General features: G+C 66.0%; 23 protein-coding genes and 1 tRNA gene. 7 read left to right on the top strand and 17 right to left on the bottom strand.

Features of this window, described 5'->3' with window-relative positions; all coding sequences use genetic code 11:
• Positions 1–41 precede the first annotated feature (41 nt).
• From ACQ86A_RS10555 to polA, 4 genes are all read right to left on the bottom strand, one after another.
• Positions 42–1,025, bottom strand: coding sequence for an epimerase (locus tag ACQ86A_RS10555; RefSeq protein WP_431277038.1), 984 nt, complete (start codon positions 1,023–1,025; stop codon positions 42–44).
• Positions 1,022–1,633 carry a DUF4166 domain-containing protein gene (locus tag ACQ86A_RS10550; protein WP_431277037.1) on the bottom strand — a complete coding sequence of 204 codons (612 nt, stop codon included), beginning with the start codon at positions 1,631–1,633 and terminating at the stop codon, positions 1,022–1,024. Before ACQ86A_RS10550 ends, ACQ86A_RS10555 begins: the two co-directional genes overlap by 4 nt.
• Complete coding sequence (locus ACQ86A_RS10545; protein WP_431277036.1) at positions 1,634–3,307, bottom strand: DUF885 domain-containing protein; 1,674 nt, start codon at positions 3,305–3,307, stop codon at positions 1,634–1,636.
• Positions 3,308–3,422: 115 nt separating this feature from the next.
• Entirely contained in the window at positions 3,423–6,095 is a 2,673-nt protein-coding gene (gene polA / locus ACQ86A_RS10540) for a DNA polymerase I (RefSeq protein ID WP_431277035.1), read from the bottom strand.
• 66 nt (positions 6,096–6,161) lie between these two features.
• Between polA and ACQ86A_RS10535 the strand changes: the two genes are divergently transcribed.
• Complete coding sequence (locus ACQ86A_RS10535) at positions 6,162–6,569, top strand: hotdog fold thioesterase (RefSeq protein ID WP_431277034.1); 408 nt, start codon at positions 6,162–6,164, stop codon at positions 6,567–6,569.
• 108 nt (positions 6,570–6,677) lie between these two features.
• On the opposite strand, the gene ACQ86A_RS10530 is transcribed toward ACQ86A_RS10535, so the two are convergent.
• A complete protein-coding gene (locus ACQ86A_RS10530; RefSeq protein ID WP_431277033.1) occupies positions 6,678–7,283 on the bottom strand; it encodes an ANTAR domain-containing response regulator in 606 nt (201 codons plus the stop codon).
• A 38-nt stretch (positions 7,284–7,321) separates the two neighbouring features.
• On the opposite strand from ACQ86A_RS10530, the gene ACQ86A_RS10525 reads away from it, so the two are divergent.
• Positions 7,322–7,404: transfer RNA gene (locus ACQ86A_RS10525), tRNA-Leu, on the top strand.
• 170 nt (positions 7,405–7,574) lie between these two features.
• The gene (locus ACQ86A_RS10520) at positions 7,575–9,227 is read left to right on the top strand and encodes an HAD family acid phosphatase (protein ID WP_431277032.1); all 1,653 of its coding nucleotides are present in this window, start codon (positions 7,575–7,577) and stop codon (positions 9,225–9,227) included.
• Positions 9,228–9,245: 18 nt separating this feature from the next.
• Here the strand turns inward: ACQ86A_RS10520 and ACQ86A_RS10515 are convergent, their stop codons facing one another.
• Both ACQ86A_RS10515 and ACQ86A_RS10510 read right to left on the bottom strand, forming a co-directional pair.
• Positions 9,246–9,650, bottom strand: a complete 405-nt coding sequence (locus tag ACQ86A_RS10515; RefSeq protein WP_431277031.1) for a DUF6855 family protein — start codon at positions 9,648–9,650, stop codon at positions 9,246–9,248.
• 65 nt (positions 9,651–9,715) lie between these two features.
• Complete coding sequence (locus ACQ86A_RS10510; RefSeq protein WP_431277030.1) at positions 9,716–10,216, bottom strand: FBP domain-containing protein; 501 nt, start codon at positions 10,214–10,216, stop codon at positions 9,716–9,718.
• 68 nt (positions 10,217–10,284) lie between these two features.
• Between ACQ86A_RS10510 and ACQ86A_RS10505 the strand changes: the two genes are divergently transcribed.
• Positions 10,285–10,626 carry a thioredoxin family protein gene (locus ACQ86A_RS10505; RefSeq protein ID WP_431277029.1) on the top strand — a complete coding sequence of 114 codons (342 nt, stop codon included), beginning with the start codon at positions 10,285–10,287 and terminating at the stop codon, positions 10,624–10,626.
• Here the strand turns inward: ACQ86A_RS10505 and ACQ86A_RS10500 are convergent.
• On the bottom strand, positions 10,619–11,428 hold the full coding sequence (locus ACQ86A_RS10500) for a hydrolase (protein WP_431277028.1): 810 nt from the start codon (positions 11,426–11,428) through the stop codon (positions 10,619–10,621). The two genes, ACQ86A_RS10505 and ACQ86A_RS10500, sit on opposite strands and share 8 nt — an antisense overlap.
• A 111-nt stretch (positions 11,429–11,539) precedes the next feature.
• On the opposite strand from ACQ86A_RS10500, the gene ACQ86A_RS10495 reads away from it, so the two are divergent.
• Entirely contained in the window at positions 11,540–12,340 is an 801-nt protein-coding gene (locus ACQ86A_RS10495; protein WP_431277027.1) for an alpha/beta hydrolase, read from the top strand.
• Between the two features lie 7 nt (positions 12,341–12,347).
• On the opposite strand, the gene ACQ86A_RS10490 is transcribed toward ACQ86A_RS10495, so the two are convergent.
• The 7 genes from ACQ86A_RS10490 to ACQ86A_RS10460 form a co-directional block, all read right to left on the bottom strand.
• Complete coding sequence (locus ACQ86A_RS10490) at positions 12,348–13,007, bottom strand: hypothetical protein (protein ID WP_431277026.1); 660 nt, start codon at positions 13,005–13,007, stop codon at positions 12,348–12,350.
• Between the two features lie 111 nt (positions 13,008–13,118).
• Positions 13,119–14,828: an MDR family MFS transporter gene (locus tag ACQ86A_RS10485; RefSeq protein WP_431277025.1), complete on the bottom strand. Its 1,710-nt coding sequence runs from the start codon at positions 14,826–14,828 to the stop codon at positions 13,119–13,121.
• The gene (locus ACQ86A_RS10480) at positions 14,825–15,457 is read right to left on the bottom strand and encodes a TetR/AcrR family transcriptional regulator (protein ID WP_431277024.1); all 633 of its coding nucleotides are present in this window, start codon (positions 15,455–15,457) and stop codon (positions 14,825–14,827) included. The genes ACQ86A_RS10485 and ACQ86A_RS10480 overlap by 4 nt, the downstream gene beginning before the upstream one ends.
• Before the next feature lie 73 nt (positions 15,458–15,530).
• Complete coding sequence (locus ACQ86A_RS10475; RefSeq protein ID WP_431277023.1) at positions 15,531–15,998, bottom strand: DUF1697 domain-containing protein; 468 nt, start codon at positions 15,996–15,998, stop codon at positions 15,531–15,533.
• Positions 15,999–16,069: 71 nt separating this feature from the next.
• Positions 16,070–16,366: a hypothetical protein gene (locus ACQ86A_RS10470; RefSeq protein WP_431277022.1), complete on the bottom strand. Its 297-nt coding sequence runs from the start codon at positions 16,364–16,366 to the stop codon at positions 16,070–16,072.
• A 35-nt stretch (positions 16,367–16,401) separates the two neighbouring features.
• Entirely contained in the window at positions 16,402–17,178 is a 777-nt protein-coding gene (locus tag ACQ86A_RS10465; RefSeq protein WP_431277021.1) for a YidC/Oxa1 family membrane protein insertase, read from the bottom strand.
• 72 nt (positions 17,179–17,250) lie between these two features.
• A complete protein-coding gene (locus ACQ86A_RS10460; protein ID WP_431277020.1) occupies positions 17,251–17,556 on the bottom strand; it encodes a DUF6412 domain-containing protein in 306 nt (101 codons plus the stop codon).
• Between the two features lie 88 nt (positions 17,557–17,644).
• Between ACQ86A_RS10460 and ACQ86A_RS10455 the strand changes: the two genes are divergently transcribed.
• Positions 17,645–18,310: an SDR family oxidoreductase gene (locus tag ACQ86A_RS10455; protein ID WP_431277019.1), complete on the top strand. Its 666-nt coding sequence runs from the start codon at positions 17,645–17,647 to the stop codon at positions 18,308–18,310.
• Between the two features lie 10 nt (positions 18,311–18,320).
• Positions 18,321–20,012: a long-chain-fatty-acid--CoA ligase gene (locus ACQ86A_RS10450; protein WP_431277018.1), complete on the top strand. Its 1,692-nt coding sequence runs from the start codon at positions 18,321–18,323 to the stop codon at positions 20,010–20,012.
• Positions 20,013–20,045: 33 nt separating this feature from the next.
• Here ACQ86A_RS10450 and ACQ86A_RS10445 read toward each other — a convergent pair whose 3' ends face one another.
• Positions 20,046–20,480, bottom strand: a complete 435-nt coding sequence (locus ACQ86A_RS10445; protein ID WP_431280425.1) for a PaaI family thioesterase — start codon at positions 20,478–20,480, stop codon at positions 20,046–20,048.
• Between the two features lie 53 nt (positions 20,481–20,533).
• A complete protein-coding gene (locus ACQ86A_RS10440) occupies positions 20,534–22,285 on the bottom strand; it encodes an APC family permease (protein ID WP_431277017.1) in 1,752 nt (583 codons plus the stop codon).
• Positions 22,286–22,359 lie beyond the last annotated feature (74 nt).

The raw sequence follows: 22,359 nt of genomic DNA, 5'->3' as shown, positions 1-22,359 counted from the left end.
ACGGCAGGCGGATGTGGATGCCACAAATGTGACAGTCCAGTCTAGCTGTGGATGGGGACGGGCGGCAACCCGGGATGCTGCACGATGTCGCGGATCGCCGGCTCGAGCTCCGGGAACGTGAATTCGTATCCCGCATCCAGCAGCCGCTCGGGCACGACCCAGCGACTCTTCAGCACCAGTTCGGTCTCGGTGCGAATCGCGATCGAGCCCAGTTCGAGCATCCAGCGATAAGCAGGCAGACCGAACTTGACGCCGAGAACGTGCCTGATCGTCGCCATCACCTCCCGGTTGTCGACCGGGTTGGGTGACGCCACATTGACGGCGCCTTCAAGCTCAGGATGCGCGCGGACGAACTCGATCGCGCCCAGCACGTCTCGCAGGTGCACCCAACTGAACCGCTGCCGTCCGCCCCGCGCTCGGAACTCGTGGAACGTTCCGGCATTGCGCCTTGCCTTCGTGGCGAACCAGCGTCCGTCCAGCTGCGGGCCACCCAGACCGGTTCTCGCGAGACGGAGCAGCGGGATGAGCGCACTGCCGTCGCCGAGCACGATCGCCATCCGCAGGGCGACGCGACGCGTGCGCGGAAGGTCGCGCTCGAAGAACGCCGCCTCCCAGGAAGTGGCCACAGAGACCGAGAAGCCCGTTCCGATCTCTCCCGTCGACTCGGTCATCGGTCGGTCTTCGGCGTGGCGATAGATCGTCGCCGTCGACGAGTTGATCCACAGCGGCGGCGGGTTCTCACTCGCCGCGATCGCCTCGCCGAGCTCGCGGGTCGTGTCGAGCCGCGAGCGGAAGATCTCGGCACGGTTGGCGTCGTTGTAGCGGCAGTTGACGCTCTTGCCCGCCATGTTGATCACGAGATCGGCACCGTCGACCAGTCGGGTGATCGCCGCCGGATCGCCCCAGGATGCGTCCGCACCTCTGCGCCCGATGTGGCTGACCTGAGCGCCCTGCGCCCGGAATGCCGCCGTCAGATACTGGCCGATGAAGCCGGATGCACCGGCGATGACGATGCGCTCGCTCACGCGGTCCGCTCCCCCGTTCGGATCTCGTAGCGGAAGCTCCCCGCGTACTCGTAGAGCCTACCGATCACCGGCAGGTCGACCGTGATCGAGACACGCTGCGCATCCGAAACCGCATCGTAGCGCTCGGACAGCGCTACCCGAGGCGCGACGAATCGAGGTATCGGGATGCGCAGCCGCCCGAGGCGCAGCGCTGTCGCCGTCGAGACCAGTCGCAACCCGCCGTCGATCACGGATGCGCGCAGCTGCGCCTCGAGCCGGACAGGCGCGCCGAGCCGATCCACGACCATCCCTCCTTCTGCGGAGATGAGGTCGATCATCGTTCGCCGCCCCGAGCTGAGCTCGAAGACCCGTTCAGCACGGACGCCTCGCCCCTCGGGGTGGTTCACGACCGTGAACGGCACGCCCATCTCCCAAGCGGGAAAGGCCACGTGTGCGGATGCCACGATCGCGAGCACGGGCCACAGCCACCGGCGAGGCGTGCCGACCGTATCGAACACGCCCTCGCCGTAGCCGTGGCTCCCTGCAGGGATCTCCTCGAAATACCCGCGGAGCCGGGGGTGCAGCTCGCCGAACCGCTCCCCCAGCACCGCTTCGTAGGGAGACGGCACTCAGTCGAGCAGAGCCGACTTCAGGGTGTCGAGGCCGACACCGCCGATGTCGAGCGCCTTCTTATGGAACGCCTTGATGTCGAAGGATGCGCCCTCGCGCTTCGCATACTCGTCGCGCAGCTGCTCCCAGATGCGCTGACCGATCTTGTACGACGGAGCCTGACCCGGCCAGCCGAGGTAGCGGTTGACCTCGAAGCGCACGAACCCTTCGTTCATGTTCACGTTGTCGCCGAGGAACTTGAACGCGTATTCGCCCGTCCACGGTCCCGACCCGTCGGGCAGCTGCTTCTCGAGGTGCACGCCGATGTCGAGCACCACGCGAGCCGCGCGCATGCGTTGCCCGTCGAGCATCCCGAGACGGTCGGCCGGGTCGTCGAGGTAACCGAGCTGCTCCATCAGGCGCTCGGCGTAGAGCGCCCAGCCCTCGGCGTGCCCGGACGTGCCCGCGATTCGACGCCACGAGTTCAGCTGCGCCTTGTTGTACGTGGCCTGCGCGATCTGCAGGTGGTGACCCGGAACGCCCTCGTGATAGACCGTCGTCAGCTCGCGCCAGGTGTCGAACTCGGTGACGCCCTCAGGAACGCTCCACCACATCCGGCCGGCGCGCGTGAAGTCATCGCTCGGGCCCGTGTAGTAGATGCCGCCTTCCTGGGTGGGCGCGATCATGCATTCGAGCCGGCGGATCTGCTGCGGGATGTCGAAGTGCGATTTGCCGAGCTCCTCGATCGCGCGGTCGCTCGTCTCCTGCATCCAGCGCTTGAGTGCGTCCGTGCCGTGCAGTTTGCGGCTCGGGTCGCCGTCGAGGAACTCGATGGCCTCGTGCACCGACGCACCCGGCTTGATTTCGCGAGCGATCGACTCCTGCTCCGCGACCATGCGCGCCAGTTCCTCGATTCCCCACTCATACGTCTCATCGAGGTCGACGGTCGCACCGAGGAAGTCGCGGGAAGCGAGGGCGTAGAGCTCGCGCCCGACAGCATCCTTCTCGGGCGCGTGCGGGGCCAACTCGTTCTCGAGGAAGGAGGCGAGCTCGGCGTACGCGACGGCGGACTCCTTGGCGCCGGCGGCGAGATCGGCCGCCAGCGAAGCGGGCAACTCGGCGTCGCCGGCTTTCGCTCCGTTCGTGAACTCGAAGAAGAAGCCGGTGTCGGCCACCTGCTTCTGGGCCTGCGCCAGTACCTCTCGCACTTGGCGAATCGCCGGAACGTTGCCGTCGGCGATTCCGCTGCGAAGGGACTCGATGTAACCCGCCATCGCACCGGGAAGGTTGTGGAGGCGCTTGGCGATGTTCGACCAGTCCTCCTCGGTGTCTGTGGGCACCAGGTCGAAAATCTCGCGAAGGCCCTGCGCGGGCGATGCGATCACGTTCAGGTCGCGCTGCCCGAAACCGGCCTCGTGCTTCTCGACCTGCAACTGCAGGTCGCGCGTGAGGTCCATCTTGGTGACGCGGTCGATGTCGTCGACCGGCTCCGCCGCCTGGATCTTCGCCAGGGCCTCCTTGACCTTGGCGATCGCGGCCTCTGCGCCGGCGGGCGAATAGTCGGCGAATTCGCCCTCACGCCCTGGCCTGCCGAGCCAGACGTGGAACTCCGGGTACAACTCCAACTGTGTGTCGACCCACTCATCAGCGATCGTGTCGATGGGAGTGGCGTCGCGCTGTTCTGCGTTCGTCATGATTCGACCCTATTGGCCGAGAGCGGGCCGGACCAGATGAAATCTGCACGTGTGCAGAACCGGCCGCCGCGCGGCGTTGTGGAGGATCGGCGCGATCCACCACGAACGGCGACGACTAGTGGGCGGCCGCATCCCAGTTGGCGCCACGGCCGATCTGCACCTCGAGCGGCACGGCCAGATCGACGGCGTGCGCCATGCGGTCGCGGACGATCGTCTCGAGCGCATCCCACTCGCCTTGCGCCACCTCGAAGATCAGCTCGTCGTGCACCTGGAGGAGCATCCGGGAATCGAGCTTCTGGTCGATCATGTCGCCCGCGATCCCGAGCATGGCGATCTTCATGATGTCGGCGGCCGAACCCTGGATCGGGGCGTTCAGCGCAGCGCGTTCTGCGTTGTCGCGCAGCACGCGGTTGGTGCTCGTGAGGTCGGCGAAGGGACGACGTCGTCCGAAGATCGTCTCGGTGTACCCGTCGACGCGCGCCTGCTCGACGACGCCGCGCAGGTAGTCGCGCACCGAACCGAACCGCTCGAAGTAGTCGCTCATCAGTTGGCGTGCCTCGGCCGTCTCGATGCGAAGCTGCTTGGACAGGCCGAACGGGCTCAGCCCGTAGGCCAGACCGTACGACATCGCCTTGACCTTGGTGCGCATGGCCGGGCTGACGTCCGCAGGTGCAACGCCGAAGATCCGCGCGCCGACGAAGCGGTGCAGATCCTCCCCGGCGTTGAACGCCTCGATCAGTCCGGGATCGGCCGAGAGATGAGCCATGATGCGCATCTCGATCTGCGAGTAGTCGGCGGTGAGCAGCGTCTCGAAGCCTTCGCCGCTGCGGATCGCGGAGCGGATCTCGCGGCCCTCCTCGGTGCGGACCGGGATGTTCTGCAGGTTCGGGTCGTTCGACGAGATGCGGCCGGTGCTCGTGCCGGTCTGGTCGTACGTGGTGTGGATGCGCCCATCCGATTCCACCGCGCGCTCGAGGGTCTCGACGATCTGCTTGAGCTTGGTCGCATCCCGGTGCTGCAGGAGCAGATCGAGGAACGGATGCGGGTTCTTCTCCTGCAGGTCGGCGAGTGATCCGGCGTCGGTCGAGTATCCGGTCTTCGTTGCCCGCGTCTTGGGCATCTGCAGCTCGTCGAACAGAACCTGCTGCAGCTGCTTGGGGGAACCGAGGTTGACCTCGTGTCCGATCTCCGCGTATGCCCGCGCCGCGTAATCGTTGGCCTTGTCGGTGAGCTCACCACGGAGGCGCGCGAGCACCTCGCTGTCGATGCTCACGCCGTTGAGTTCCATCTCAGAGAGAACGGCGACCAGGGGAAGCTCGATGTCGTCGAGAACCTTGCGCGTGCCCTCGTCGAGCGCGAGCATCTGGTCCTCGGCCACGCGACGCACGTACCAGGCCTCGGTGGCCGGGCTCACCGCATCCGTCAGTGCCACCAGCTGGTTGGGGTCGGACACCGGGAGCGTCTCGCCCAGCACCTCGTAGACCTGCTCGGCTAGCGACTGCTGGGCACCGCCCGGGCGCACGAGCCAGGAGGCGATCAGCGTGTCGAACGCGATGCCGTCGACGATCAGCCCGGCGCGGCTCAGCGCTTTGTACTGCGGCTTCGCGTGGAAGAAGTACTTGGGCGCGCTGCTCGCGAGCCACTCTTCCAGGGCCTGGTAATCCATCCGGCCGGCCGCCCAGGGAACGTACACGGTGTCGTCTTCAGCTGCGAGACCGAACCCCGTCATGCCCGCGGGGCCGAGTTCGACCTGGACGCCGACGGCGGTGCCTGCGGCGGATGCCTTGGACAGCCAGTTGCCCAGCTCTTCGTCGACCATCGTGCGGACGGTCGGAATGCTCACCGCGCCCGTCTCGATGCTCTCGCTGAAGCTGCCGGATCCATCGAGGTGACCCTCTTCAGCAGCCGTCTTGAGCAGGCGGTCGAGCAGCGTCTTGAACTGCAGCCTGGCGAAGATGTCGCGCACGGCGCCTTCGTTGAGCGGGCGACGCTCGAGATCTGCGGGACCGACGGGAAGCTCGATGTCTGTGAGCAGCTTGTTGAGGCGACGGTTGCGAAGAGCGTTCTCCTTCTGATCGCGCAGGTTCTGCCCGACCACGCCCTTGATCTCGTCTGCATGCGCAACGATCTCGTCGACGGTTCCGTACTGCTGCACCCACTTGACCGCGGTCTTCTCGCCGACCTTGTCGATTCCGATCAGGTTGTCGCTGGTCTCGCCGACGAGTGCTGCGATCTCCGGATACTGGTACGGCTCGATCCCGTAGCGCTCGCGGACAGCGGCTGGGTCGTAGACCTTCAACTCGGAGACCCCGCGCACGTTCGGGTAGAGCAGGGTGACGTCGTCGTTGACGAGCTGGATCGTATCGCGGTCACCGGAGACGATGAGCACCCGGTATCCGTCGGCGGCGCCCTGCGTGGCGAGCGTCGCGAGGATGTCGTCGGCCTCGAAATCCTCTTTCGTGACCGTCGTGATGTTCATCGCGTGCAACGCTTCTTCGAGCAGCGGGATCTGCCCGACGAACTCCGACGGAGTCTCGTTTCGGGTGCCCTTGTACTCCGGATACTCGCGCGTGCGGAAGGAATACCGCGAGATGTCGAATGCGACGGCGATGTGCGTCGGCCGCTGCTGCGTGAGCAGATTGATCAGCATCGCGATGAAGCCGTGGATGGCGTTGGTGTGCTGGCCCTCGCGGTTGACGAAGCTGTCGACGGGCAGCGCGTAGAAGGCCCGGAAAGCGAGCGAATGGCCGTCGATGATCAGGAGGGTAGGCTTTTCGGAGTCTGACACCAGGACAGCCTACAAGGCACCTGTGACAGCGAAATGCCCCGACCGACGACGGTGAGAAAGGCCGAGATGACCGAGGATGCGCTCGCGTATGTGAACGAGAGAGGGCTCGGCAGTCTCGCCGAGAAGATGGGCATCGAGATGCTCGAATTCACCATCGAGCGGGCCGTCGCCCGCATGCCGGTGGAGGGCAACACGCAGCCGGCCGACCTCCTTCACGGCGGCGCGTACGTGGTGCTCGGCGAATCCCTCGGCTCGATGTCCGCGAACCTGCACGCCGGGCCAGACAAGCTTGCGGTCGGCATCGAGATCAATGCGACGCACACCCGCTCAGCGACGAGCGGCTACGTGACCGGCGTGTGTACGCCCATCCATCTCGGCCGCACGTTGACGACGCACGAGATCGCGGTCAGTGACGATCAGGGACGACGCTGCTCCACCATCCGGATCACCAACCTCATCAAAGACCGCCCCTAACGCGCCAACGCCCTAACGCCCCACGCAGTAACGCAATCGAGTCCGGCCAAAATCCCCTCATCCGACGGGCGAGAACGGGATTTTGGCCGGACTCGATTGCGTTGGGCGCTACTTTTTGGCTGCGAGTTGCTCGATGATCGCCTGAGCGACGTCGTGCATGGTGAGGCGACGGTCCATCGAAGCCTTCTGGATCCAGCGGAAGGCCTCCGGCTCGCTGAGACCCATCTTCTCGTTGAGCAGGCCCTTGGCCCGGTCGACGAGCTTGCGGGTCTCGAAGCGCTCGACCATGTCGGAGACCTCGGCCTCGAGGGCGATGATCTGCGCGTAGCGGGCGAGAGCGATCTCGATGGCCGGAAGGAGGTCGTTGGGCGTGAACGGCTTGACCACGTACGCGAGCGCGCCGGCCTCGGTCGCCCGCTCCACGAGCTCCTTCTGGCTGAACGCGGTGAGCAGTACGACCGGTGCTATGTGGCCCTTCGAGAGGCGCTCCGCCGCGGAGATCCCGTCGAGCTGAGGCATCTTGACATCCATGATCACCAGATCGGGACGAAGCTCGGTGGCGAGGGCGACGGCGGTCTCGCCGTCTCCGGCCTCGCCGACAACCTCGAAACCGTTGTCACGGAGGATCTCGACGATGTCGAGCCGGATCAGCGATTCGTCCTCAGCGACGACGACGCGTCGCGGAGCTGTTGAGGGGGTTTCCTGGTCAGTCACGGGTAAAAGCCTACGGTATTCTTCAATGGTTGTTGTGCGCCGGTGTGGCGGAATGGCAGACGCGGAGCACTCAAAATGCTTTGTCCGAGAGGGCGTGTGGGTTCGAGTCCCACCACCGGCACAACGAGAACGGCCTGCACGGCTCAGCCGGCGGCCAGTCCGTGTGCCTGAGCCCTGGCGCGCATCGCGCCCACGCGACTAAGGTGCTCGCAGACCCCCGTTCGGGGGTGGTCCGTTCACATGAATGGTGATGCAATGCAGCCTCGCTCTGTTCCTGTCTCCTCTCCTCGCGTGCGACCGCGCGCGCGGCGCCTGCTCGTCTCGAGTGCCAGCGTCGTCGCGCTCGTCGCCGGTCTGGGCCTCGTCGGCGTCTCCAGTGCCCAGGCGTGGGACCCCGGTCCCGGCCACGACCCGGGGCACAATCAAACTCTCGCGCCGCGCACTGCCTTCACGATGGCCCCCGACGGTTCGAGCGGTGCGACGGCCGGCGGAGAAGGCATCCCGAACATCGACTCCGTCAAGAAGACGATCGCCACGTATTACGGCGACCCCGGCACGGGCATCGCGAACAAGACGGCATCGCCGTACATCAGCGAGTTGGCAGGGATCGTCTCGGCCGAGAAGGCGAAGCTGAAGGCCGGTTACGACCAAGCGGTGAGCAAGGGCGAGAAGCCCGCGATCGTCTTCGACGCCGACGACACGACGCTCTGGACGTACGACATGGAAGTCGCCGACATGCACTTCAACTTCAACCCCGCCGAACAGGATGTGTGGGTACAGGGCCAGCGCTTCCCCGCCACCCCGAGCATGGTGTCGTTCGTGAACACCGCGGCAGCGATGGGCTACAGCGTGTTCGGCCTCACCGGACGAAACGACGACCAGAAGGCGGCCACCCTCGGCAATCTGACGAAGGTCGGCTACACACCGTTCACCACCGCGAACTTCTACACGAAATGGACAGGGGTCGGCGCCTCCCAGCAGCCGTCGTACATCACCTGCGCGGTCGCGAAATGCACCACCGTCGAGTACAAGGCGCTGACCCGCAAGCACATCGAGGATCTCGGGTACACCATCACCCTCAACGTGGGCGATCAATGGTCCGATCTGCAGGGTGGCTACGCCCAGCGCGCTCTCAAGCTCCCGAACCCGACGTACTACCTGCCGTCGGCCAATCTGCCGGGTGTCTCCGAGCCGGCTCTCGCACCGCGAACCCAGTTCAGGATGGCCGCAGACGGTTCCAGCGGCGCCACGCAAGGGGGTGAGGGCATCCCGAACATCGACTCGGTGAAGTCGACCATCGCCAAGTACTACGGAGACCCGGGAACCGGCATCGCCAACAAGACGGACTCTCCGTACATCCGTGAGATGCGTGGCATCGTGGCCAGGCAGATCCCCCAGGTCGCCCTGACCTGCTTCGTCGAGAAGAAGCTGCACAAGAACCCGGCGATCGTGCTCGACGCCGACGACACGAGCCTGTGGACCTACGACATGGAGGTCGCGGACATGCACTTCAACTTCGATCCGGTCGAACAGGATGTGTGGGTGCAGCAGCAGCGGTTCCCGGCCACGCCCTCGATGGTGAGTCTCGCATCCGTCGCCCAGAAGTCCGGCTGCACGATCATCGGGCTCACGGGCCGCAACGACAACCAGAAGGCCGCAACCCTCGGCAATCTGGCGAAAGTCGGGTACACCGGCTTCACCGCGGCGAACTACTACACGAAGTGGACCGGCGTCGGCACGTCGCAGCAGCCGTCGTACGTCACCTGCGCGACCGCGAAGTGCACGACGATCGAGTACAAGTCGCAGACCCGTGCCCACATCGAATCGAAGGCCGGCGGTCACTACGACATCGTGGCCAACTTCGGAGACCAGTTCAGCGATCTCATCGGCGGCTCCGCCGATCGGACCGTGAAACTGCCGAACCCGACGTACTACCTGCCGTAACAGCCGGCCGGGAGACACTCACCCACGCGCGCGCACCTTGTTGTTGCGCGCGTCGTGGGTGAGCTCGACCAGGCCGAGCTCCTCGAGCAACGGCGGGAGGTACATCCCGAAGCGACCGCGGTAGCCCTTGCGTAAGCCGTACCAACCGCCGACGGGATTCCCATCGTCGCGCCCCCACGCCTCGACCGAACCGTCGGGTGCCGGTTTCTGCTCGTCGGCCGCGCCGAGCGGCACCCAGTCGCCCTGTTCACGCAGCCAGCCAGCTAGGTCATCGATAGCGCTCAGACGGTACTTGAGAGTCGTCGATCCGACCTGGCACACCAGCGCAGGCGGATCCGCTGCCTCGTCCCGATACATCGTGTACTCCGACGAACCCGGCGCCGTCTTCAGCACCCACGGGTCGTCTTTCGTTCCCTCAGCCATCACGGTCTCCTTCGACGCGCCGGTCCCCGCTCGCGCGTGCCGGCCCGGCTGATTCGAGTATGGACCTAGATACGGGCGCCGACCACGGTCGCGGCGAAGCGCCGGGCCCGCTCGGCGAGACCGGCGATCCGATCGGCGATCACCGCATCCACGTCGAAGCCGACGATCGACGGCGACGGCGCCCGCCGCACGTTCTCGCAGCACTCGAATCCGCCGCAGAGCATCGTGCCGACCGTGTCACCGTTGCGGCCCGCCTGGCCCGCGCGTTTTGCGACGTAGAGGTAGACGTCGTGGGTGAGCTGCACATCCTGACACCACCCGCACATCGACGGAGCGTTCGAGCGCATCGAGGCATCGGATGCGCGGAGCACGATCCCCACCGGCCCGCTCTCGGTCGGGATGACGATGAACCCGCGCTGCGCGGTGCGAGGATCGCGCCAGCCCAGGTACTCGCGCCGCGACCAGTCCACCTCGTGCAGTCCGGGCGGCATCGGGAGCTCGGCCGCCTCGCTCCGCGAGCAGTTGACGAAGGCGTCGCGGATCTCCTCCTGCGAAAGAATGTCCATAAAGTTCCTCCACTCTTATGCTGTCACAGCTTGACCTTGCCCCCCAGGGCACGGTCTAGCCTCGGCGCATGTCCACACTTGCAGCCGTCACAGACGCCACCTTCCACGACCGCGTGCTCACCGCATCCGGCACAACGCTCGTCGAGTTCTGGGCTCCCTGGTGCCCGCCGTGCCGTGCGCTCAGCCCGATCCTCGAGCAGCTCGCTGCAGAGCATCCGGATGCGATCGACATCGTCAAGATCAACGCCGACGAGAACCCGGTCAGCGCGGCCACATACCGGGCGATGGCGCTGCCTGTGATCAAGGTGTTCCGCGACGGAGAGGTCGTCAAGACGATCATCGGCGCGAAGCCGAAGCCGGCGCTCGAACGCGACCTCGCCCCTTCCTCGCGGTGGACTCGCCTCAGGTGAGGTGATCGAAGGCGCCGGTGACCCAGCCGATGTACCGGTCGGCCGAGCGTAGGACTGCGTCGCGCGCATCCTGAAGCACGGTGTTGCCCAGGTTGCCGTAGAGCCTGTCGAACGGGCGCTCGCAGATCCTGTCTGCGGTACGTCGCACCACCGCACCGGAAAGCGGGATGTCGTTCGGGTAGCTGCGCATGAAGGTGACCCACTTGCCCGATGGCCCGGGGAACACCGTGTCTCCCCCGAGCACGACACCGCGGTCCCATTGCACGATGGAGCTCCCCGGAAAGTGCCCGCCGATGGTGCGCAGAGTCACGCCGGGCAGCACCTCCCGCTCACCCGTCCAGGTCAGGATGCGGGGATCATCGCGCTGCACCCACCCGCGGTCGGCCTCGTTCACGAGCACGGGCGGATCGTCGAGCAGCCGGGACCACGACGTCTGTGCACCGAACATGTGCGGGTGGCTCGTCGCGATCACGGAGACTCCCCCGAGGGACCGCACCGCTGTGGCCGCGGCTTCGTCGACGTAGCCGGTCGGATCCCACAGCAGGTTGCCGGCGGGCGTGCGCAGGAGCATGCTCTGCTGCCCGATTCCGACCTTCGGCTCCGAGCGCAGGGCGAAGAGATCCGGCTCAAGCTCAGTGACGCGCACCCGCTCGCCCGCGTCGGTCAGATCCTGGAGCGACGTCCAACGCTGCCCGCCGAGCGGGACGTACTGGCGTTCGTCCTCGCAGATCGCGCAGAACTCGGGAGGCTGATCCCCCGCGGGATACTCGACAGCGCAGGTCGCGCACAACCAATCGGCCATTCCCGAAACGATACTCCCCGGCCATTGATCGCCTTCCCTCTGCGGGCATAGCCTGACGCTGATCAGCACTGTGATCTCTTCTCCCGGGCTTCCCTACGAAAGGTACGTGCAATGGCGAACCAACCAGTTGTCTTCATCCACGGTCTCTGGCTCCATGCGTCGAGCTGGGAGCCCTGGGCGGAGTTCTTCCGCAACGAGGGATACGACGCGATCGCACCGAACTGGCCCGGCGAATGCGACACCGTCGCCGAGACGCGAGCCAACGCGGACGACGTCGCGGGCAAGAGCATCGACGAGGTCACCAACCATTTCGCCGAGATCATCGACGGCTTCGACGAGCCTCCCGTAATCATCGGACACTCTTTCGGCGGCCTCATCACCGAGAAGCTGCTGGGACTGGGTTACGGAAACTCCGCGGTCGCGATCGACCCCGCCCAGATCAAGGGCGTGTTGCCCCTGCCCATCGCCCAGCTGAAGTCGGGCCTTCCCGCTCTTGGCAACCCTGCCAACATCAACAAGGCGATCTCCCTCACCGAGAAGGAGTTCAAGTACGGCTTCGCGAACGAGCTCAGCGACGACGAGGCCCACGAGCTCTACGAGAAGTGGACCATCCCGTCGACCGTGCGCCCGATCTTCCAGGCGGCCGGCGCGAACTTCACGGTCCACTCGCAGGCCGCCGTCGAGACCAAGAACGAAGACAGAGGGCCGCTCCTCCTGATCTCGGGCACGAAGGATCACACGGTTCCGGATGTGACGACCGACGCGACCCTGAAGCAGTACCGCGACTCCAACGCCGTGACCGAGCTCATCAAGTTCCAGGGCCGCGGACACTCGCTCACCATCGACCACGGCTGGCGCGATGTCGCGACTGAGGTGCTCGTGTGGCTGCGTCAGCAGAACGTGGTGGGCTGACCGGAGCTCAGACCAGCGCGGCGACCACCGGCGTGAACCAGTCGCGGAACATGTCGGGGTCGTCGCGCATCGTCGTGCTCACGATGACGGTGTGCGGGCCGACGATCCAGGCACCGGACTCCACCAGCGGTACGACGTAGAGGTCGAGACGGAAATAGCCTGCCTGGCGCCGGAGTTCGTGCTCTCGCGTGCGGACCACGTCGACGATGTCGGCCGCCCGGCGCGCGTGCTGCTCAACGCTGGTTCGGGCATACTCCGCGTGCCGGTCCCTCGTCCAACTCAGCGCCTCTTCGTAGTGCGCCATGATCAGGTCCTGCAGTTCGATAGCGCGATCGAAGGCCTCGAAGTGCGGCGGTCTCAGCAGGCTCAGGATGGGGCGGTGCTCGCGGTCCACGGTCAGGTCGAACCAGGCCTGCCACTGCTGCTCGAGCAGACCCCGTGGCGCCGCTGGAGCATCCTGAACCACGCTCGGGTAGACCTTCGGCTGCTGTACGGGCAGAGTGCCGGTTGCCGGATGCAGCACCGAGGCGACCGCCGGCGAGAGCCGCGGGATCGCCGGCACACCCACACTGTCGAGATGCCCGAGGTCGCGCAGGGCGAGCGCCATCAGCAGGTCCCAGGGACAGTCCTCGGTGACCTGCCATCGAAGGGTCCCTTCGACGAACATGCCGTCATTGTAGAAGCCTGAGGTTCGAGCCACCAGAGTCCGGCACAAACGCAGACGACCCGCCCTCCGGAAGCCTTCGGAGGGCGGGTCGTCGATCGAGCGTGACCGGTGCTACAGCCGGGGAGTCACGAGCTCCCCTTCCCGCTCGTCGTCCTCGGCCGAGCGCCGCGCCGTGTCGGACGGGTTCCCGGTGAGGTCGTCGTCAGCAGCATCCGCTGCAACGGTGGTTCCCTGGGTGAGGACGACAGAGTCTGCGCCGTCGATCTCCAGCGAGTTCACGACCGCCTCATCCTCGATCGAGGTGGCGAGCGGCTTCTCCTTCACGAGGCAGAGCAGCACGACCGCGACGAGCACGAGCGGCACCATGTAGAGGAACACGGGCGTGAGAGCGTCGTTGTACGAACCGACGATGACGTCACGCACCGGACCCGGAAGCGCCTTGACGATGGCCGGCGTGAACGAGTTGCTCGATCCGCTGCTGGCCGATGCCCCTGCAGGCATCCGGTCGGCGAGGAGCTCCGTGAGGCGGGCGACGAACAGGCTGCCGACGATCGCCGAGCCGAGCGACGCACCGATCTGACGGAAGTAGTTGTTCGAGGCCGTCGCCGTTCCGACCTGGGATACGGGGAAGGAGTTCTGGACGATCAGGATGAGGATCTGCATGCTCATCCCGAGGCCGATGCCCATCACCGCAAGGTAGGAGCAGAGCACCCACACGGGCAGTGCCGGGGTCATGGTCGAGAGCAGCACCAGGGCGACCGCGACGATCGCGGTTCCGACGATCGGGAGCCACTTGTACCGTCCGGTCTTACTCACGAGCTGACCGGAGATGATCGATGTCACCAGGAGTGCAGCCATCATCGGGATCATCAACAGCCCAGCCTGGGTGGCGTTCGCTCCCGTCACCATCTGGAGATAGGTGGGCAGGTAGGCGAGGGCACCGAACATCGCGATACCGATGATCAGACCGGCGATGGTGGTCAGGTTGAAGTTGCGGTCCTTGAACAGCTTCAAGGGCATGATCGGCTCGACGGCCTTGCGCTCGACCATCACGAAAGCGATGGCGGCGACCACAGTAGCGGCGATGAGCGACAAAATGACGGCCGAGTCCCAGTCGTACGTCGTGCCACCCCAGGTGGTCACCAGTACGAGAGACGTCGAGGCGATCGCGAGGAGGCCCATGCCGGCGAAGTCGAGGCGCGGCAGACGCTGCTCCTTCTTGGGCAGGCGCAGGAACACGACGGCCGAGACGATGGCGAGGATGCCGAGGGGGATGTTCATCCAGAACGCCCAGCGCCAGCCGATGCTCTCGGTGAACCAGCCGCCGAGCAGCGGGCCGGCCACGCTGGACAGCGCGAAGACGCCGCCCATGACACCCATGTACTTGCCGCGCTCACGAGCGGGCACGACATCGGCGATGATCGCGTTGGACAGGATCATCAATCCGCCGCCGCCGAGGCCCTGCACGGCACGTCCGACGATCAGCCAGGTCATGTCCTGAGACATTCCACCGATGACGGAGCCGACGATGAAGAGCGCGATCGCCCCTATGAACAGGCCCTTGCGACCGATGAGATCGCCGAGCTTGCCGTAGACGGGGAGCATGATCGTGGATGCGAGGATGTATGCGGTCGTCACCCACAGCATGTGGTCGACGCCGTTGAGCTCGCCGACGATGGTCGGCAGAGCGGTGCTGAAGATGGTCTGGTCGAGGGATGCGAGGAGCATCGTGACCATGAGACCTGCGAACAGCAGGACGATGGTGCGCTTCTGGGGAGACCCGGCCGAAGCCTTGGTCACCGCCGGGGATGTGGTGGTCATCTGAGTGGTTCTATTGCCTTTCTGGCGAGCTCGACTGCCCGCTTGCGAAGTTCGTCCGGGTGCCGGTCGCCGCCGGCTGCGACCCACTCCTTGACGGCGACGCGCACGGCGCCTCCGCACAGGGGAAGGATGATCTCGGCGATGGCCTGCTGCTCACCGGTCTCGCGACCGGCGAACATGGGGTCTGCTGCGACGAGGGTGGAGGCCGCAGCGATCAGCTGCTCCCCCATCCGCGTCATCTGCGCGATCTGACGACCGAGTAGGTTGGGGTGCTGCTTGATGAGCGTGATCCGGGCTTCGTGCAGCTCGGTGTCGGCGATGGCCGGCCCGAGAGCCTGCATGAGCAGGGCGATGACCGAGGAGAGCAGCGACTCACCGTCGTGCTCTGCGCGGATCGCGGCGACGGATGCGTCGTCGAGCGGAACATCCCGAACGCCGAGGATGGCGTCTTCTTTGCTCTCGAAGTAGTTGAAAAAGGTGCGTGGTGATACCGGAACAGCGGCGCAGATGGCGTCGACCGTCGCGTTCTCCAGCCCGACTTCGAGGGCGAGCCGCACGGCAGCGCTCTCAAGCTGCGAACGCGTTTCGAGACGCTTGCGTTCGCGAAGTCCGAGGGTTTCCGTGGTCATACATCAATTGTTGCGCTGGCCGTAACTTTGCGCAACTGCAACAATTCATTTCTGCACTATTTGCAGAACGTTCTCAGGTTCGGGCGTCGAGCTCCTCGAGGAGCTTCAGCACGGTACGCCAGTTGCGGCCGGTCGCGACCTCGCCCGCCTGCTTCCAGAACGCTGGTTTCAGCTTCGATTTCGAGACGCCGAGCGGGCACCACTGGTAGATCGCGCGATCCCCGAACCGCACGAGCTCGGGGGCGATGGCGTCCGCATCCGGTGATTCGATGCTCGACGGCACCTCCCCGTCGAGGAACGTGACCATCAACTTCGAGAAGTCATCGCCATCGTCGAGCAAGGGGTTCGCGGCGGCAATCCGCCGGAAGCGCGCCTCTGGCAGGAGGAGAACTCTGGCCTTCACGCCGGAGCGCTCGGCGATCCCCTTCTCCACCCTTTTCGTCTCTGCGGCGGCCGGCGCACTCGGAGCGTCGAACACGACGTTGCCGCTGGCCAGAAAGGTCTTCACCTCGCTGAATCCCGCCTCCTCAAACGCGGCCACCAGATCCGCTTTCGACACTTTCGTCGTCGGGCCGACGTTGATCCCCCGCACCAACCCGACGCCGTGCATCCTCAGACCTCGCTGATCGGCTCGGCCGCCACCAGCAGCGCCTGCTCGATGTTCGCCTGCTCGAACGGGCCGCGGCCGTCCCGCCGGAACTGCGGCTCGTCGAACGCGACGAGCCAGCTCGACGTGCCACTCGCTGGGAGGCTCACGCTTCTCAGGCTGGCGGCGCCTGTTCCGACGATCACGCCGGTCGGCTCACCGACCCAGTCGTCGCCGGTCTGGGTGACCGGCTCGACCACGTGCACCTGCACGCCGACGCCGAACCGCGGGTCGGATGGAGTGGTCTCCTTACGGGTTCTCATGAAGCAAGCATCGCATCCCCGACCGGGCGCATCCGTCAGTGCGAGGGCCGCGGTTCGATGCTGCCCGGGGACACCTTGCGTTCCGGGTCGAGCATCCGACGCAGGATCGAGCGCTCGGCGACGGTCCAAGCCGCAGAAATCAGGATGTACACCGCGGCCGCCAGAGGAACGAACGCGGCGAAGACCACCGTCACGTAAGGCAGGAACGAGACGGCGCGCACGATCCCGGTCGGCTGCGGTTGACCGTCCGGTACCGGAAGGGCGAGCACCCGGCGAGACACAGTCATCACGACAGCGATCAGCAGGAGCACCGCCAGGTAGACGAGCATCGCGGGCCAGACAGCCGCGCCCGCGCCGCTCAGACCGACGAAACTCGTGCCCAGCGGTGCTCCGAAAGCGTGCTCGGTGAGCAGGGTGTTTGCGTGGCCAGCGATCATCGAGTGCGTGAAGACGGCGTAGACGAGCGAGATGACCGGGATCTGCAGGAGCAGCGGCAACATCCCCGCGAACGGCGACGCCTTCTCGGTCTTGTAGAGCTCCATCGTCTTGCGCGTGAGCGTCTCGCGGTCTTTGCCGTGCTTACGCTGGAGCTCAGCGAGCTTGGGTGCGAGCCTGCGGCGGGTGTACTCGGCACGCACCTGACTCATCCCGACGGGGATGAGTACGGCTCGAATGAGCATGGTGAGGATGACGACGGCCACGAGGCCACTCGCCGTGCCGACGACCGGATCGAGCGCCGCCGAGAGAGAGGTGACGAGTTTGTATGTGCCGTCGAGAATGGCCGCAATCGGGCCGAAAGAGAAGATGTCCATGAGGGTCCCTGCTGTCGAACGAATAAGGTGATTCGTCTGACCGCGTCGAGCAGGGAAGGGTGAGTGCCCCTGCTACGCGATCGGCAGGGGAAAGCCGGGGGCCCTGGGCCTCGGCCGACCGTCGGCGTCGGGATCGGACTGACTCAGCAGAAGCCCGCGATCGGCGGGCTCGACCGCGCGCTCGACACGCGCGACCACGCCGAGGGCGGCCGCCAGCGCGGCGATTCCGCCGAGCCGTGCAGCAGCAACGATCGTGACCAGGCCGATGGCGCCGACCACACCGACGAGAGCGATCACCGTGGCAGGGCTGGATGAGCTCCAGACCGTCTCGACCGAGGACGCGAAGAGGCGTCCCAGCAGCTCGAGAAAGGCGATCATGGTGATGACGCTAACAAACGCCGGCCGATTCGTCCGACGCTGTTCGCCCTGAGCGCATCCATGTAGCAAGGAGGGCCATGATGGAAGCATGACTCGTGTAGCTATCGTCGGTGCCCACGGAAAGGTCGCGCAGCAGTTGATGCGTGTGCTCTACGACCGGGGCGACGACTTCGTCGGGATCGTCCGCGCCGAAGAGCATGCGGACGACGTCTACCGATTGGGCGGCGAAGGACACCTCGTCGACATCGAGAGGGCGACCGCCGAGGAGCTCGCACAGGCGTTCGCGGGATGCGATGCCGTCGTGTTCACGGCGGGCGCTGGCGCAGGCTCCAGCCTGGAACGCAAGCGCACCGTGGACTACGGCGGCTCGGTGAAGTCGATTCAGGCCGCCATCGTCGCGGGCATCCGGCGCTTCGTGCAGGTGTCGGCGTGGGGCGTCGACAACCCGCTGCCTGAAGACACCGAGCCTGTCTGGCGTGCATACGTCGAGGCGAAGCGCGACGCGGATGCGGTGCTCCGGCAGTCGGGACTCGACTGGACCATCCTGCGCCCGGGCGGCCTGACTTTCGACGACGGGACCGGGAGCGTCACGCTCGGCGACAGCGTGCCGACCGGGCGCATCCCGCGCGAAGACGTCGCTCTGCTGATCGCGACCTGCATCGACGAACCCCGCACGATCGGTCGGCAGTGGGAGGTCATCTCGGGTGACACTCCGATCGAGGAGGCCGTGCGGTCGCTCGTCGGCTCCGCGTAGGCTCTCGAAGGTGAGCATCTACTCTGAACGCCCCTGGCTGTCGAGCTACGCCGAGGGCGTGCCGGCCGACGTCGAGCTGCCCGCCGGTTCGCTCTCGCACCTGATCGACGAGTCGGTCGCCGCATACGGCAAGCACGTCGCCCTCGAGTTCTTCGGCGCGACGACGACGTATGCCGAGCTCGGCGACCAGATCGCCCGCGCGGCGGAAGGGCTGCGCAAGCGCGGCGTTCGCAAATGCGACCGCGTCGCTCTCGTGCTGCCGAACTGCCCGCAGCACGTCGTCGCGTTCTACGCGGCGCTTCGCCTCGGCGCCGTTGTCATCGAGCACAATCCGCTCTACACGCCGCGGGAGCTTCGGCATCAGTTCGAAGACCACGGCGCGCAGGTCGCGATCGTCTGGGACAAGGTCGCCAAGACCGTGCAGGACCTTCCCGAGGATCTCGGCGTGAGCACAGTCATCTCGGTGGACATCACACGCGCCATGCCCGCATCGAAGCGAGCGGCGCTGCGCCTCCCTGTCCCCGCAGCCCGCAAAGCCCGTGAGCAGCTCACCGCCAAGGTCTCCGGAACGGTCACCTGGGAGACGCTGCTGGCATCGAAGAAGCTGAAGGCCTCGTATCCGCGACCGGAGCGCGACGATCTGGCGCTCATCCAGTACACCAGCGGAACGACCGGGGTGCCCAAGGGCGCGATGCTGAGTCACCTCAACCTCGCGGTCAATGCGGCACAGTCCCGCGCCTGGGTGCCGGCCATCGAGCGCGGAACCTCGGTGGTCTATGCAGTGCTGCCGCTCTTCCACGCGTACGGTCTCACGCTCTGCCTGACTTTCGCCATGAGCATGGGCGCGCGCCTCGTGCTGTTCCCGAAGTTCGACCCGGACCTGGTGCTGGATGTGGCGAAGAAGCGACCGCCGACGTTCCTGCCCGCGGTTCCCCCGATCTACGAACGCCTGGTCACCGCGGCGGAGAAACGCAAGGTCTCGCTCTCGGGCATTCAGATCGCGATCTCCGGCGCGATGAGCCTGCCCGAGACGATCGTCCGACTCTGGGAGAGCAAGACAGGCGGCTACCTCGTCGAGGGCTACGGGCTCTCCGAGTGCTCGCCCGTCTTGATGGCCAACCCCGTCGGCACCACCCGAAGAGACGGCACGGTGGGCCTTCCGTTGCCGAGCACCGAGCTGCGTGTCGTCGACCCCGAGAACCCGAACGAAGACCGCGCCTTCGGCGAGAAGGGCGAGCTGCTCGCCCGCGGTCCGCAGGTGTTCTCCGGATACTGGCGCAAGCCCGAGGAGACCGAGAAGGTCTTCGCCGACGACGGCTGGTTCCGCACGGGCGACATCGTCACCATGGACGAAGACGGATTCGTGCGCATAGTCGACCGCATCAAGGAGCTCATCATCACCGGCGGCTTCAACGTCGCTCCGACCGAGGTCGAGGATGCGATCCGCTCGTTCGAGGGCGTCGCCGACGTCGCCGTGGTCGGGCTCCCGCAGGGGCGGGGTGGCGAGGATGTGGTGGCCGCCGTGGTCATGAAGCCCGGCGCATCCTTCGATGAGGCGGCTATCCGCGCCTTCGCGCGCGACACGCTCACCGCGTACAAGGTGCCGAAGCATGTGTACGCAGTCGACGAGCTGCCACGGTCGATCGTGGGCAAGGTCATCCGCCGCAAGGTGCGCGACCAGCTGCTCGCCGCGCAGTCTTAGGCGCGCCGGCGGCGCTAGCCGATCGGGCCGGCGCTAACCGATCGGGAACACGAGCAGGGAGCCCGTCGCCGTGGCGACCGCCTTGCCCGACGCATCCGTCACCACACCGTCGGCGAACGCGACCCGGCTTCCGGGTTTCGTCACCGTCGCCACGCACGTGAGCGGGCCCGCAGAAGCGAAGACCGGGCGAAGGTAGTTCACCTTGATCTCGATGGAGGTGTAGCCCTGGCCCTTCGCGAGCGTGGTCTGAACCGCGCATCCCAAGGCTGAATCAAGCAGAGTGCAGACCAGTCCCCCGTGCACCGTGCCGATCGGGTTGTAGTGGGACTCGTCGGGCTCGCAGACGAACGTCGCGGTGCCCGGGCCCACCTCGGTGAGTGCCATTCTCATGTGGCTCGCGATCGGCGGCGGTGGAAGCTCCCCGTCGATCATCGACTGCAGATAGTCGAGTCCGCTCATGGTGGGCATGACTTGCACGCCCGGCGCGGGATCCTGCCACTCGATGAGCGTCTGGCGTTCTGTCACTGGCCGTCCTTCCGGGGCAGGTTCAGGTCTTCCGGCGGGAGTTGTGATGGCTCCTCGACCGGCTCCAGTGTCTCAGAGTTGATCGCCGTCTGCCCGGGTGGGAGGTTCGACAGGTCGGGCGAGATGATGAGCGGCATGTCTCCGGAGTCGGGGAGCCCGAACGTCGGGACGACGCCTGCCGGGGTCAGCACCAGATCGTCCGATCGCCGCGGTAGCGTCTGCCCGCGGAAATAGTCGGGTCGGCGCCACCACCAGATCAGCATCAGCACGGCCCCGATAACCAGACCACCCACTCCGACTACCGCTTCAGCGCCGATCCCGAGAATCGTCACATTCTTGCCGTCATCGTCGACCAGCCAGTCCGGCGCCGCGAAGCTGATCAGCCCGTAGATGAAGATCGCCGTCAGCATGAGGCCGCCAACCAGCGGGAAGAGGCCGCGCATGATGACGTGCCGGAATGAGCTGAAAAGAGTCTTGCGGTAGAACCAGACGCAAGCGAAGCCCGTGAGTCCGTAGTAGAACGCGATCATCAGACCGATCGACCCGACGAGCGCCTCGAGCAGCACGGGGCTGATGAAGGCGAAGATCAGGAAGAAGACCGCGGAGACGATCCCCATGCCCATCGTCGCCCAGGTTGGAGTGAGGAAGCGGGGGTGGATGCGCGCAAACTTCTCCGGAATGGCCTTGTACGCCGCCATCGACAGCGCGGTGCGTGCCGTCGGCAGGATGGTCGTCTGAGTGGACGCGGAAGCGGACGTCAGGATGGAGAACCCGAGCAGCGCCATCAGGATGCTCCCCACGACACCGCCGCCGAAGAGCGTCGGGCCGATGGCTGAGAAGACGTCACCCGAGTTGTCCGGGTTCGCCAACCCGATCCCCTTGTCCCCGACACCGGCGAAAGCGACCGTGGCCACCGTGACGATCGCGTACGTGCCGAGCAGCAGGAGCGTGCTGATGATCGCGGCCCGCCCCGGGGTGCGCCCCGGGTCTTTCGTCTCCTCATTGATCGAGACCGCGGTATCCCAGCCCCAATAGATGAAGATGGCGGTCAGCATGGCCGGTGCGATCGTCTGGGCGAAGTCGAGCGTGAACGGGTTGAACCAGTCCCACTGCGGGATGAGCGAGTACGGCTCGGCATTGCCCGTGTACACCTTCACGAGCGCGAACACGGCGAAGAAGATCAGGATGATGACCTCGAACGACAGCAGTACGTACTGGAGTCGTGCCGAGATCTCGATGCCGCGGTAACAGATCCAGGTCATGATCGCGATCCACAGCACGCCGGCGATGATCGTCGCGGTGGTGTTGGTCGCGAGGGCGGCGACCGCGGGCAGCCCGAAACTGCCGACGAACGTGAACGAGTAGACACCGGCGATCTGCGCCAGATTGGCCATCACGATGACGTCGGCGACGATGATGCCCCAGCCACCCATCCAGCCCGTGATCGGCCCGAAAGCCCGGGTCGCCCACGTGAAGGTGGTGCCGCAGTCGGGCTCGGCCTTGTTGAGCTCCTGGTACGCGACGGCGATCAGATACATCGGGATGAACGCCAGCAGTACGATGCCCGGCGCCTTGACCCCCGCCGCGAGCGTTCCGCCGACGACGATGAAGCCCAGGCTAGCTGCCAGGCTGTACGCCGGAGCTGTGGATGCCACGCCCACGACGACACTCGAGGCGAGCCCGAGAGCACCGTCCTTCAGTCCCTTGGATTCGACACCCTGCTGCGGTGTTGGAACGGTCTCGGTCACCATGACCTCCCAAACTGAGGTCCGCTCATCGGTGGGCGGGCGCACGGCTCAGAATAACTCCGATCCGCCGAAAA

The organism is Leifsonia poae, assembly GCF_050632195.1.
GTDB lineage: Bacteria > Actinomycetota > Actinomycetes > Actinomycetales > Microbacteriaceae > Leifsonia > Leifsonia poae_C.
Note: the sequence above shows the minus strand (reverse complement) of the source record. Positions and strands in the feature narration are given on the sequence as shown.